Source organism: bacterium, from assembly GCA_040754625.1.
In the GTDB taxonomy this organism is placed as follows: Bacteria; JACRDZ01; JAQUKH01; order JAQUKH01; family JAQUKH01; genus JAQUKH01.
The window spans coordinates 1-13,571 of sequence record JBFMCF010000037.1 but is presented as its reverse complement, the minus strand read 5'-3'; the positions used below and the strand labels follow the sequence as shown (position 1 = coordinate 13,571).

Annotated in this window: 15 protein-coding genes; all 15 read left to right on the top strand. The window is 38.3% G+C overall.

Annotation, left to right across the window (positions count from 1 at the left end):
* The first annotated feature begins 138 nt into the window (after positions 1–138).
* The 15 genes from AB1498_02995 (at position 139) to AB1498_02925 (ending at position 13,405) form a co-directional block, all read left to right on the top strand.
* Positions 139–711 (top strand): DUF4143 domain-containing protein, encoded by a 573-nt coding sequence (locus tag AB1498_02995; GenBank protein ID MEW6087248.1) that lies wholly within the window; start codon positions 139–141, stop codon positions 709–711.
* 342 nt (positions 712–1,053) lie between these two features.
* Positions 1,054–2,283: an AAA family ATPase gene (locus AB1498_02990; GenBank protein MEW6087247.1), complete on the top strand. Its 1,230-nt coding sequence runs from the start codon at positions 1,054–1,056 to the stop codon at positions 2,281–2,283.
* Between the two features lie 34 nt (positions 2,284–2,317).
* The gene (gene cas1, locus AB1498_02985) at positions 2,318–3,292 is read left to right on the top strand and encodes a CRISPR-associated endonuclease Cas1 (protein MEW6087246.1); all 975 of its coding nucleotides are present in this window, start codon (positions 2,318–2,320) and stop codon (positions 3,290–3,292) included.
* Between the two features lie 67 nt (positions 3,293–3,359).
* On the top strand, positions 3,360–3,737 hold the full coding sequence (locus AB1498_02980; protein ID MEW6087245.1) for a four helix bundle protein: 378 nt from the start codon (positions 3,360–3,362) through the stop codon (positions 3,735–3,737).
* A gap of 1 nt (position 3,738) precedes the next feature.
* On the top strand, positions 3,739–4,035 hold the full coding sequence (gene cas2, locus AB1498_02975) for a CRISPR-associated endonuclease Cas2 (protein ID MEW6087244.1): 297 nt from the start codon (positions 3,739–3,741) through the stop codon (positions 4,033–4,035).
* 93 nt (positions 4,036–4,128) lie between these two features.
* Positions 4,129–4,722: a CRISPR-associated protein Cas4 gene (gene cas4, locus AB1498_02970; GenBank protein ID MEW6087243.1), complete on the top strand. Its 594-nt coding sequence runs from the start codon at positions 4,129–4,131 to the stop codon at positions 4,720–4,722.
* Positions 4,723–5,067: 345 nt separating this feature from the next.
* Positions 5,068–5,412, top strand: a complete 345-nt coding sequence (locus AB1498_02965) for a four helix bundle protein (GenBank protein ID MEW6087242.1) — start codon at positions 5,068–5,070, stop codon at positions 5,410–5,412.
* Between the two features lie 102 nt (positions 5,413–5,514).
* On the top strand, positions 5,515–6,852 hold the full coding sequence (locus tag AB1498_02960; GenBank protein ID MEW6087241.1) for an NCS2 family permease: 1,338 nt from the start codon (positions 5,515–5,517) through the stop codon (positions 6,850–6,852).
* 96 nt (positions 6,853–6,948) lie between these two features.
* Positions 6,949–8,079 carry a molybdopterin molybdotransferase MoeA gene (locus AB1498_02955; GenBank protein ID MEW6087240.1) on the top strand — a complete coding sequence of 377 codons (1,131 nt, stop codon included), beginning with the start codon at positions 6,949–6,951 and terminating at the stop codon, positions 8,077–8,079.
* Complete coding sequence (pabB, locus tag AB1498_02950; protein MEW6087239.1) at positions 8,079–9,572, top strand: aminodeoxychorismate synthase, component I; 1,494 nt, start codon at positions 8,079–8,081, stop codon at positions 9,570–9,572. Before AB1498_02955 ends, pabB begins: the two co-directional genes overlap by 1 nt.
* Complete coding sequence (locus tag AB1498_02945; protein MEW6087238.1) at positions 9,563–10,420, top strand: aminotransferase class IV; 858 nt, start codon at positions 9,563–9,565, stop codon at positions 10,418–10,420. The genes pabB and AB1498_02945 overlap by 10 nt, the downstream gene beginning before the upstream one ends.
* Positions 10,421–10,424: 4 nt before the next feature.
* Positions 10,425–11,063, top strand: a complete 639-nt coding sequence (locus AB1498_02940) for a HEAT repeat domain-containing protein (GenBank protein ID MEW6087237.1) — start codon at positions 10,425–10,427, stop codon at positions 11,061–11,063.
* Positions 11,064–11,082: 19 nt separating this feature from the next.
* A complete protein-coding gene (gene purH / locus AB1498_02935) occupies positions 11,083–12,648 on the top strand; it encodes a bifunctional phosphoribosylaminoimidazolecarboxamide formyltransferase/IMP cyclohydrolase (GenBank protein MEW6087236.1) in 1,566 nt (521 codons plus the stop codon).
* 111 nt (positions 12,649–12,759) lie between these two features.
* Entirely contained in the window at positions 12,760–13,017 is a 258-nt protein-coding gene (locus AB1498_02930) for an AbrB/MazE/SpoVT family DNA-binding domain-containing protein (GenBank protein ID MEW6087235.1), read from the top strand.
* A complete protein-coding gene (locus AB1498_02925) occupies positions 12,992–13,405 on the top strand; it encodes a PIN domain-containing protein (protein MEW6087234.1) in 414 nt (137 codons plus the stop codon). Before AB1498_02930 ends, AB1498_02925 begins: the two co-directional genes overlap by 26 nt.
* The last annotated feature ends 166 nt before the right edge of the window (positions 13,406–13,571 follow it).

Genomic DNA, 13,571 nt, shown 5'->3' with positions numbered 1-13,571 from the left:
CAGGATAAACTGTTCATAGCTTGTAAGTTGTTTCACGAAAGCTCCTCCTTTTTCCAAAGATTTCTCTCTGGAGGAGCTTTTCGTCTTCTTCGGGCTATATATTAAAGGATTTCAACAGAACCAAAAGAAGTTAATAAATTGAAAAATCTCGCTTTATTTTATAGTACAAATTTTACTCGCGGATTTACTTTCAATAACATCAAAAAAATTGCGGATTTTCCCTTATCATTAGATTCTATTCAACGATTTTCTCATTATTTGGAAAATTCGTTTTTAATAAATTTTCTTCCAAGATTCTCTTATTCTTTGAAAAATCAGATGCAGACCCAGCGAAAAGTGTATCTTGCCGATAACGGAATCCATAATGCAGTTGCTTTTAAATTTTCTGAGGATAAGGGGAAATTGCTCGAAAACGCGGTTTTTCACCATTTAAAATCCATGAGAAAAGAAATATACTACTTTTCTGAAAAAAAAGAAGTTGATTTTGTGGTGAAAAGCGGGATGGAAGTTAAAGAAGTTATTAATGTATGTTATAGTATGGAAGACAAAGAAACAACTTTGAGGGAAATTGAATCGCTTGTTGAAGGCCTCAAGTATTTTAAATTAAAAGAAGCAAAAATTATTATCGTGGAAGGCGAGGAACAAAGTTTGACTCATCAGGGTTTTAATATATCGGTTATCCCTTTTTATAAGTGGGCTATTGGCTTGTGATTTCTATATTCCTTGTTAAGATTAAGAAGCTCATAATAAAAACAAAGCAGAACGTGAGAAAATAAAGAAATTTTTATACCTCATCATTTTCATAGTGGTTCTCAAGATACAGTTGATTCCTCTCCATTTTCTTTAAATATTCTTGAAGGTTTCAGAGATTTCATGAAATTTGTTCATTCAAAGATAAAAAAGTAATACTCCATGATAGGCTTTCTCGGCACCTTCTCCGTAAACTTTGAAATCCCTGAGAGGCTGATTTGCAATAGTAATAATTAATGTCAAATTTTCTCAATAAGTAAAAATAGTCTTGACAAATTTTACTAATATAGTAAAATAGACACCATGATTAAAAGAATACTTGAATATATATGCTTTGATGAAAAACTCGGCCGGCAGATGCGTTTTATCGCAGGTCCCCGCCAAACTGGAAAGACCACACTGGCAAAATTATTCCTTCATAAACAAGGCAGTCAAAATTTATATTATAACTGGGATGTAAGAGAAGTAAGGATGAGGCATAAACAGAATTCATTATTTTACATGAAGGATGTTTATAAAATGGCTCAAAAAAAAGCACATATTCCCTGGATTTGTTTTGATGAAATCCATAAAATGCCAAAGTGGAAAAATATTTTAAAAGCCTCTTTTGATTCCGCGGAGGAAAAGATAAATTTCATTGTAACGGGCAGCGCGCGGCTTGAGATGTTTAACAAGGCAGGTGATAGTTTGGCAGGCCGTTATTTTTTATTCAAGTTATTTCCCCTGACATTATTTGAGCTAACACATAATAATAATTTTGGTTCAATATTCCCGCCCGGATATGCAAAAGATTTTATTGAGGCACAATTAAACAGGACCATATATCATCAGGATACCATGGAAAACCTTTTAAATTACAGCGGCTTCCCCGAGCCTTTTTTAAAATCAAGGAAGGCGTTTAATTACAAATGGCATAACATCTATATCGATAGGTTAATTCGTGAAGATTTGAGAGATTTAACTCACATTCGTGAATTAGAAAATATTGCAACTTTAATAACTTTTCTTCCTGAAAGAATAGGCAGTCCTTTATCATTTAATTCATTAAAAGAAGATATTGAAGTAAGTCACTCAGCAATACGGACATATCTAAAAGCATTAGAATTAAGCTGCATTTTATTTTTCATCCATCCTTATAATAAAAAAATTTCAAGAGCCATAAAAAAAGAAAAAAAATGTTATTTATATGATTGGAGCATAATTAAAGATGAGGCTTTAAGATTCGAAAACTACATTGCAGTTGAACTGAAAGTACTTACTGAGCTATGGAATGATATTGGAGAAAACAAATTTGAATTATATTATGTCCGGACACGGGAAGGAAAAGAGACAGATTTTCTTATAGTTAAAGACAGGGAACCATGGCTTTTATTAGAAGCAAAATTAAGTGACGTAAAAATTGATAATCATCATTATACCCACGCGGAGGCATTAGGGAATATACCAATAATTCAACTTATAGCAAAAAAAGATGTTGCAACAAAAGAAAGAAGTTCATCCTATCGTATTTCAGCATCACGATTTTTTGGGTAAGGTAGAAATTTCAAAATGATTTAAAGGCTACATTATGCAATTAGTCATTAATTCCTATGGGTCGTATCTTCAAAAAAACGGCGACTGTTTTAAAGTCAAAGTTGATGACAAAGTTTCTGAAGTGTCCTGCAAAAAAATATCCTCTATTCTTATCTCCACTGCCGCGTATATCACTACCGATGCCATAAAAATGGCGATGGAAAACAATATCGATATTGTTTTTATCGATGACTTCGGCGACCCTTACGGCAGGGTGTGGCATCCGAAACTTGGAAGCACGACGCTCATCAGGAGAAGGCAGTTGGAAATAGCGGAAACCGAAAAGGGGCTTAGTCTCGCGGCCGACTGGATTAAAAGGAAATTTACAAATCAAATTGAATTGTTAAAAAGGCTACGGGAAACAAGGCCGCAAAAATCCGCGGAAATTACAAGTTACATTTCAAAACTGGAAAACACAATGATTGGATTAGACTCTCTTTCCGGTGCGATTGATGAAAACAGGGGAACAATCATGGGCATTGAAGGAAGCGGCGGAAGAATTTATTTTGAAGCATTAAGTTTTTTAATGCCGGACAGGTTTAAATTCGAAGGCAGGAGCCGAAATCCCGCGAAAGATGAATTTAATTGCCTGCTTAATTATTCCTACGGCGTGCTTTATTCCATGGTGGAAAAAGCGTGTATTATAGCGGGGCTTGACCCTTACGTGGGATTTATTCATACGGATCATTATAATAAAAAATCATTGGTGTTTGATTTGATTGAAAATTATCGTATCTGGGCGGATGAGACTGTGGTGAACATGTTTGCCGGGAGAAAAGTCAAGGTTGAATATTTTGATAAAATTCCGAATGGATTAACGCTTAATAAAGAAGGGAAGGCCGGATTAATAACCGAATTCAATAATTTTATAGATGAGTCAATCAGGTACAATGGAAGGAACATCAAACGGGATAATATAATTCAGTTTGATTGCCACAGGATTGCGAATGAAATGATTAAAGAATCGTGATCCGTTGTCCGTTTCCCGTGGCCCGTATAAAACAAAAAACGGGAACCGTTTTTTGAAAGGAGGTAACATGAATATTGAAGAGATGGATGTTTTTAAGTTATCACATAGTTTAACTATAGAAGTATACAAACATACTAAAAAATATCCCGCTGATGAAAAGTTTGGATTAGTATCGCAAATACGAAGATCAGCATCATCAATTTCTATGAATCTTATTGAAGGGAGTCATAGAAATAACAGGAATGAATATAAGCAGTTTGTTGGTATTGCCAAAGGCTCCGCTGCTGAATTGAAATATCAAATAATGTTATCTAACGATCTTGGCTATCTTGATGAAGATAATTATAAAAGATTATTGGAAAGTATCATTCGTATATTAAAAATGCTTGAAAAACTTAATTCTGCATTAAAACGGGAAACGGGAAACGATACACGGAAAACGTAAAATGAATAAACTTGTCTGGTTAATCTACGATATTGCGAAAACTAAAATCCGGAACAAAATCGCGAAGGCTTGTAAAGATAAAGGCCTTTACAGGGTGCAAAAGTCCGTCTTTCTCGGCAGTCTTAACAAAAACCAGATAGATGAACTTAAAATTATGTGCGACGATATAATTGATCCAAAGGTCGATTCGGTGTATATATTCCCGATGTGCGAGGATGATTTTAAAAAAGTAAAGCTTTTAGGGCAGGCGTTTGATAAAGACTTGGTGAATGACGAAATAAAGGCGTTGTTTATTTGAGAAAACCGTTTACCGTTGTCCGGTTACCGTGAACCGTGAAACGGACAACGAAACACGGATCACGGACAACGGATCACGGATAACGGAGCAACTATGGACACTGACACTACTCCCATGATTACACCGTCAGAGGTGGTCGAGCATCTATTCTGCCCGCGTTTTACCTATTTTATGAATTGCCTGGATATACCCCAGCATGAAGAATTAAGGTATAAAGTTTTAAAGGGCAGGGAACTTCATGAAAAACGGGAGGTTGAGAACCGTGAATATGTCAGGAAAAAATTAGGATGTATGAATAAAGACATTTCGGTATATATCGCGTCGCGCGATTTAAGGATAAGAGGTGTTGTTGATGAAGTGCTTGAGCTTGGTGACGGAACGTTCGCTCCGTTAGATTATAAATTCGCGGAATATAACGATTTCACGTTTGAAACCCACAAAATTCAATCAGTATTGTACGCGCTTTTGATAATGGAAAATTATAAAAAGCCCGTTAAAAAGGGATTTATCTGCTATATAAAAAGCGGGAATAAAATAAAAGAAATTATTTATAATGAACACGATTTTTGTTATACTAAAGAAGTCATAGATGAAATATTCAGCGTGATACTTAAAGGTTATTATCCCAAAAAAACCAAATGGCAGAATAAATGTATCGATTGTTGTTACAGAAATATTTGCGTGTAAAAAAGGCATGCTTGCGGTAAACAGGGGTTGATGTCCAGTGGAAGAGTCAGCTAATCTGGAAAATTTATTTAAGTTTTTATTTTATGGTTTATAATATGTTATAAACAAAAGGTTTTCTATTGTTTTAGGATGTAAAATGTGCTAAAAATGGAGTGAAAAAATTGATTTTTGATGAAAAAAACAACAAAAAGGATTATTGTAAAAATTGCTTAATTGCAGAAGAAATAAATAAAAATATAAAAAGTGCCGTTTAAGCTGGCGATCCATTAAAACAAGGATTGAAACAAAAAAGTGCGGAAGTGCTGAAGTTCAGAAGAGCGGAAGTTTTATGATATAATCTACATTATGGCAAAACATAAAGACCTGATTGTTTTTAGAAAAGCTGATGAACTTGCTTTTAAAGTATATAAGCTTTCAGAAACATTTCCCAAACATGAGATTTTTGGTTTAACATCCCAAATTAGAAGGGCAGTTTTATCCATACCTACAAATATTGTAGAGGGATATGCGAGAAGAAGCAAAAAGGAACTTACTCATTTTATAAATATTGCTCTTGGATCTCTTGCGGAAACCGAGTATCTTTTGGATTTTTCCCGAAGACTTGCTTATATTAAATCCGATATTTCCGAAGTTGAAAGGTTAATTGAAGAGGTTGGAAGACTTTTATGGAGTTTTTACAAGTCGCTGTAATTATTTTTCAACACTTCCGCGCTTCCGCTCTATCAAAAACCTCTTGACAGTATTCTCCTCTGGTTTATAATTAAATTCTGAAATTTACAGGGAGGATTGAGCATGAATTCCTTGGAAAAATATTTCGGTTTCGGCGAACGGAAAACAAATTTAAAAACTGAAATTACCGCGGGCGTGACAACATTTATGACAATGGCATACATAATTTTTGTGAATCCCGCGATACTTTCAGCCGGGGGTGTGCCTTTCAGGGCGGCTGTTGTTGCGACATGTATCGCGTCGGGGCTTTTTTGTATTGTTATGGGGCTTTACACGAATTACCCGTTCACGCTCGCGCCCGGGATGGGAATAAACGCGATTGTCGCGTGGACTATCGTATTGACGATGAAACAACCGTGGCAGACCGCGATGGGTATAATTTTTATAGAGGGGCTTATCGTAACAATTTTAGTCCTCACAAACCTGCGTGAAATGGTCATGAACGCGATTCCGAAATCATTAAAACTCGCGATTGGCGTGGGGATTGGAATTTTTATAGCTTTAATTGGATTGGAGGAAGGCGGGATAATTACTGGTAATCCCGTTACACTGGTCCAGCTTGGAGATTTTAATAAAAATTATGTCCAGCTTACAATGGCCGGAATTTTAATAACTTCGGTATTGCTGGTTTTAAAAATCAGGGGGGCGATTTTAATCGGGATTATTATTACTGCGGTATGTGCCTTCTTTTTTGGCATTGTGTCTTTTCCAGACGCGCTTATCAGTCCGCCCCGGGCGGAAGATTTTGACACATTTTTTCAGATGGATGTGAAATCAGCCCTGAATTTATCGCTGGTTCCCATGATTTTCGCGTTATTTATGACGGATTTTTTCGATACGATGGGAACGGTTATCGCGGTTGGCAGACAGGCGGAATTGCTGGATGAAAAAGGGAGCCTTCCGGGGTTAAAAAAAGTCTTGCTTGTTGATTCTCTCGCGGCAGTATTTGGCGGGTTATTCGGGTGCAGTTCGGTAACAAGTTATATCGAAAGCGCGGCGGGCGTTTCAGAGGGGGGCAGGACAGGTTTAACTTCAATAGTTACGGGAATTTTATTTTTTATAAGCATAATATTTTTGCCGTTAGTTAAGCTTATAGGAGGAGGATTTGAAATATCACCGGGTGTTTTTAAATATCCGATTACCGCTCCAGCCCTGATTATTGTTGGTTTTCTGATGATTGAGCTTTTAAAGGATATTGATTGGTCAAAAATAGATGAGGGGCTGCCTGCTTTTTTTATAATTTTACTGATTCCTTTCACTTATAACATTTCATACGGTATCGGGTTCGGTTTTATAAGCTATTCATTGATAAAATTATTTACCGGCAGACCGAAAGAAGTCCACCCCGTCCTTTATGTTATCTCTATTCTTTTTGTTCTTGCGTTTATCATTCCGCATTAATAGTAATATTTCCCCATAAATCCGTTCACTCGCTGAAATTTATAGACTTATCCCTGTTTTGATAGTAAAATTTAGGATTTCAGATAAGGAAATAGAATGAAACCTTTAACCGCCCTTGATAAGGCCGGAAAAATTATCCGCGAAAATATAAAGTTTAAAACAGAAATAATTGAAACTCAAAACTCGCTTGGATATTTCACAGCTTCAAAAATTATTTCTCCTGAAGATTTCCCGTCTTTTGACAGGGCGCTTTTTGACGGGTACGCGTTAAATTCAAAAAAAACCGGCAACGCAGGGGGGCGATATATCGCCCCCAAAAAGATTTCAACCGGCCAGATTTTACCGGATGGGACGGATTGTGTCCTGATGCTTGAAGACGCAATAATAAAAAATGGCAGATTAATTATAAATGAGAAGATTGAACAATATAAAAATGTTATTCGTAAAGGAGAAGATTTCAAAAAAGGAGAGGTCATATTTAAAAAAGTCCATAAATTAAGGCCGCAGGACGTTGCCTTATTGCTGGGCCTGGGAATTAAAAAAATTAAAGTTTATAAAAAGGTTTCTTTCGGAATAATAGCCTCAGGGAATGAAATAGTCCCTTTTAATAAAAAACCCGGGTATGGACAGGTGAGAGACATGAATTCAGGTATGATGATGAATCTTGTAAAAAGCCATGGAGGAGACGCGGAGTTTTTGGGAATATGCCCTGACAGGAGCGGAGAAATTTTAAAATTTATTAAGGGTGCGAAAAAATTTGATGCCATTTTGTTTTGCGGCGCGACTTCCGTCGGCGCCCGCGATATCCTGGAACCAGCGCTTTTGAAATTTCCGGGATGTAAAATGCTTTTTCACGGCCTGAGAATCAGGCCGGGCAAGCCCGCGCTTGCGGCGAAAATGAAAAATCAATTGATAATCGGCATCCCCGGGAGACCGAGCTCAGGATTTGTCGTGTTTAATCTTCTGGTTAAACCGGTTTTAAATTATTTTTCTGAAAATGATAAAAAAATTACAGCCTTATTAAATAAAGATTTGCGCCCCCGCACTGAAATAGAAGAATATGTGCCTGTAAAGTTAGTGCAAAAAAATAATATTTTTTACGCGGAGCCTGTTATTGCGGCGCATTCTTCATTCTCACCTTATATCCATTGCCATGGATTGATGAGAATACCGGCCGGCGTTGAAACTATTGGAAAAGGCGAAAAGGTAGAAATAACAATAATTTGATGAATAAAAAATATTTGCGCGGCAACCAAAAATTACTCCCTCTTTATACAAAATTTAAGTCCCGTGATTGTAATCCGTTGGATATCTATAATAAATTGAGGATAAAAGGGACAAGTGTTTTGCTGGACAGCGGGAATACATCCGGGAATATCGCCCAATGGTCGTTTATCGGAATGCACCCGTTTATTATTTTTCGTTCAAAAAACAACAGGAATGAAATTATTTACCTTGACACGGAACCAGGAGTGAATAATCCAAAAGTTGAAATAATGCGGGGCGAACCTCTTTCAATATTAAAAGGCATTTTTAACCGGTATAAAGTAAAACCGGACTGTAAATTGCCGCCTTTCTTCGGGGGATTGGCCGGTTTTATAAGTTATGACATGGTCCGGTATTTTGAAAGAGTGCCTTCCTCAACAATTGATGACGCAAAGCATTATGATTGTTATTTTGGGTTTTTTAAAACCGCTGTGGCAATTGACCATCGCAAAAAAGAGATATGGGTTGTTACAAATATTGAGCATACGGAAAAGGCTTATAAAAAGGGAACAAAGTTCCTTGAGGGGATTAAAAATAGAATTAAAGAAGGGGCGTATTGCCTGCCCTGCCGGCAGGCGGACAGTATGTCCCTGCAGAAAAAAATTAAAATAAATTCGCTGCGTTCGGACAACACGGTTTCAGAATACAAGAGAATGGTAGGAAGGGCTAAAGAATATATAAAAGCAGGGGACATATACCAGGCTAATCTTTCACAGCGGTTCAAGGCAAAGATAAAAAGCATTGACCCTGCTTCTTTATACGCGAGGCTTCGGGAAATCAACCCGTCTCCGTTTTCGTCTTTTTTTAATTTTCCTGATGTTAAGATTGTGAGCTCGTCCCCGGAAAGATTGATTAAACTGTCGGGTGACATTGTTGAGACAAGGCCGATTGCGGGGACAAGGCCCCGCGGGAAGGACAAAACCGGAGATAAGAAAATGGGAAAAGAGTTGATTTTAAATGAAAAGGAACGGGCAGAACACATTATGCTTGTTGATCTTGAAAGGAATGATCTTGGACGGGTCTGCAGGTATGGGAGTGTGAAGGTGGATGAGTTAATGGTTTTAGAAAAGTATTCGCATGTAATTCATATCGTTTCAAACGTCCGCGGCAGGCTGAAAGACGGGCGGGACGCTTTTGATTGTATCAGGGCGTGTTTTCCCGGCGGGACGATTACAGGCGTTCCCAAGGTCCGCTGTATGGAGATTATTGATGAGCTGGAGAAACACAGACGAGGCCCATACACGGGTTCAGCGGGATATATTTGTTTTAATGGTGATATGGATTTGAATATTTTAATCAGGACAATTGTTATTAAGGATAAAAATTTATATTTTCAGGTGGGTGCCGGAATTGTCGCGGACTCGGCCCCCCAGCGGGAATATGAAGAAACACTGCATAAGGCAGAGGCGATGATGGAAGCACTGAGCATAGAGCGGGGAGCATTATGTTTATAAATATCAACGGCAAATTTTATAAAGAAAAAGACGCAAAGATTTCGGTCCTGGACCGGGGATTTTTATATGGTGACGGCGTTTTTGAGACCATGCGTGTTTATAAAGGGAGAATATTTACACTGGAAAAACATCTGGACCGGTTTAAGAATTCATGCGGGAAGATACTGTTAAGGATTCCCAAATCCATGAAAGAAATTGAGGCCGGGCTTTATAAAACATTAAAAGAAAATAAGCTGGAAGATAAAGACGCGGTTTTAAGGATGTCAATTACCCGCGGAACCGGGCCTTTTGGGTTAAGTATAGAAGGGTGCAGTAATCCTGTAATTGTAATAGGGGCGAGGGCGTTTTATCCATATCCCGAGAAATTTTATACAAAAGGCGTAAAAGTCAATATTTTAAAACGTTTCCGGGTTTATTCAAGCTCAATACTCGGCGGTATAAAATCAAATAATTACCTTTTAAATGTCCTGGCCAGGAATGAAGCCCCTGAATCAGGGAGTTTCGAAACGGTTCTTGTGAATGAAAAAGGACATGTGACGGAAGGGACTGTCAGCAATATTTTTTTAGTAAAAAACGGTGTTTTAATTACCCCGCCGGTCAGCGTAGGGATCTTGCCGGGTATAACACGCGGAATAGTTTTGGAATTAGCAGGGAAAATGAATATTGAAATAAGAGAAAAACTTTTTAAGCCGGATTTTATTTATAGCGCGGATGAAATGTTTTTAACAAATATCTCAATTGAAATCTTGCCAGTTGGTAAAGTTAATGGTAAAATAATAAATTCAGGAAAACCCGGTGAAATGACCGTGGAATTGATTTATAAATTCAGGGATTTAGTTAGGGGGTAATTTTATGAGAATAATTAGAAAAGATTCAAAAGGTTATACTTTAATCCAACTGGTTGTTGTTATCGCTATTTTAGGTATTTTGACGGCGGTATCTGTGCCTGTTTATGTAAACGCGAGAGGAAAGGCCCAGGATGCCCTGGCTGTTGCTACTCTTGAGGCAATGAAGACATCGTTTGAAATGTACGCGGTCAAAAATGGATATTACCCGAAAAATGTTTCTACAATAACTGAGTTGCTGATTGCTCTGGGAAATGATTTTCCGTACAGCGTCAAGTTTGACGGGAGGGCCGGCAGTTTGATGGCGGCTTCCACCAATCCGGAGGGCAGTGCTTATTATATTTATGCGATTGGCAGGGATGCGAATCATTATTACGGATTGGCCCATAACAGCGCGATAGCCGGGCCGGATACTTTGTTTAATTGTAAGGTTTCAGTTGACATAAATAAACCGCTTATCGGGCGGCTGTTCGCGTTATTAAAGGACCCTGACAGCGCCATTCGTTATAGTGCAGTGAAAAAATTAGGAGAAATTAAAGACCCGCGCGCTATTGATGCCCTGGCCGATATGCTTGAAGATGAAGATTTAAATGTCCGGGAGGGCGCGAAAAAAGCGTTTGTGGAAATAAACAGCAGTTCAGAATAAAAATATAAGGGGAACAATAATGGCCAGAATTCAAAGAGCATTGATTAGTCTTTCGGACAAAACGGGAGTGGAAAAGTTTGCCATGGAACTCCATAAAATGGGAGTTGAAATAATCTCAACAGGGGGGACAGAAACCCTTTTAAAAAAGGCGGGGGTTCCCGTAAAAAATATTTCTGAATTGACAGGATTTCCCGAAATGCTGGACGGCCGCGTGAAAACGCTCCACCCGAAAGTTCACGGCGGCCTGCTTGCCCGCCGCGGCAATAAAGAACACATGGAGACCGTAAAAAAATATGATATAAAACTTATTGATATGGTTGTAGTGAATTTATACCCGTTTGAAAAAACCATATCTAAACCCGGCGCCGCTCTGGCTGAGGCAATAGAGAACATAGATATAGGCGGGCCGGCGATGCTCCGTTCGGCCGCGAAAAATTATGAAGATGTGGCTGTGGTTATTAATCCTGAACGATATGATACAGTTATTGAAGAAATGAAAAAGAACGGCGGTTCTGTTTCACCGGAAACAAAATTTGAACTCGCGAAGGAAGTTTTCAGCCATACAAGCAGGTATGATACGATTATCAGCCAATATTTATTTTCGCTTGGCGGAGTTAAAGATAACTTCCCTGCGGAGAAAACAATAACGCTGAAAAAATTGTACAACCTCCGCTACGGTGAAAATTCACACCAGAACGCGGCGCTTTACGCCGAAAGCAATCCTCCCATGGGAAGTTTTGCGACAGCAAAAAAACTGCAGGGGAAGGAATTATCATTTAATAATATTTTAGACCTTGAAGCCGCGTGGAGGTTGTCTCTGGAATTTGACAAGCCGGTATCGGTCATTATAAAACATAATAATCCATGCGGGGCCGCGGTTTCCAGAAATATTCTTGAGGCGTTTAAATTGGCCCGGGCGACAGACCCTGTTTCAGCTTTTGGGGGGGTGTTGGCGTTTAACCGCGAGGTAGATAAGGATTTGGCATCTGAGATTATAACCGGTTTTGTTGAAGCTGTTTCAGCCCCGTCCTTTACGCGGGAGGCGCTTGAAGTTTTCAGGAAAAAAGAATCAATCAGGCTCCTGGAAATGGGCAGGGAAAAATTAAACCGGGAAAATGACCCTTATGATATCAAGAAAGTCGGGGGCGGTTTTTTAGTACAGGATAAAGACTGGGGCATGATAACTGAAAAGGATTTAAAAGTTGTTACCAAACGCAAGCCCGCGAAGGAAGAAATCGAAGGCCTGCTTTTCGCGTGGAAAGTGGCGAAGCATGTTAAATCCAACGCGATTGTTTTTACGTCAAAAAACCAGACTATAGGGATTGGCGCCGGGCAGATGAGCCGGGTTGATTCGTGCAGGATAGCGGTCCTCAAGGCGAAAACAAGCGGCCTTGACACAAAGGGGACTGTTGCAGGTTCTGACGCCTTTTTCCCTTTCAGGGACGGGGTCGATGAGATAGCGAAAGCTGGCGCGACAGCCATAATACAGCCTGGCGGGTCGTTAAAAGACGGCGAGACAATCGCCGCCTCGGATGAACATAACCTCGCGATGGTATTTACCGGGATGAGGCATTTCAGGCATTAAAAAGTTATTTTATCCACCTCTCAAATATAATATTATACTGAATTATTGCGCTTGACTTGTTAAGTAAGTTATACTATACTTAATAGTAGGAATTAGATTGGAGGTATAACTATGGATTATATTTTAAAGATTTCTCCAAAAGGGCAGGTGACATTGCCCAAAAAATTGAGGGAGTGGCTTGGGGTCGAAAATTTCGTTGAAATAGGTGTAAAAGATTATGAGGGTATTTTAAAGAAACCGAATGTTTCCACAGAAAAACTTGCAGGCTGCTTTAAGAAATATGCTTCAAAAAATAAGACACCGGTAGAACAAGCTTTGAATAAAGCAAGAGGTATGGCCGCCCATGAAATTGCCAAAAAAAATAATTGATGCTAATGTTATCCTGAGGTTTTTTCTTGGAGATGATGAGGAAAAGTTCTTAAAAGCAAAGGTATTTATCCAAAAGGTTGAATTTGGCGAGGAAGAAATATTGCTGGGTGAACTTGTTTTCGCGGAAGTTATATGGGTATTGGATAAGGTTTATAAAATTCCCCGAAAAGAGATAGTGGATAAATTAAGTAAATTTATCAGCTATAAAGGTGTCAAAACAATCTTAACTAAGGATATATTTCTGGAAAGTTTAAAATTATATGCTGTTCATTCAATAGATATACAAGATATTTTTCTATTTGTTCTTTCAAAAACAGAGGATTCTTTTGTTATAACATTCGATAAGACCGATTTCAAAAAATTGAACGGAAATTTTAGCGAACCTTAAAAGCCTAATCATATCTGTATTTATTTTCGAAGATAACTTCGTAACCGGTCAGTTACCGGTGGTTTTGTAGCCGCAGGCTTTAGCCTGCGTAAACATTAACTGATAATTTTATTCAAATTAAAATCAAGCGAACCAGAAAAAGAATAATCTTTCCAGTCGGTAACAA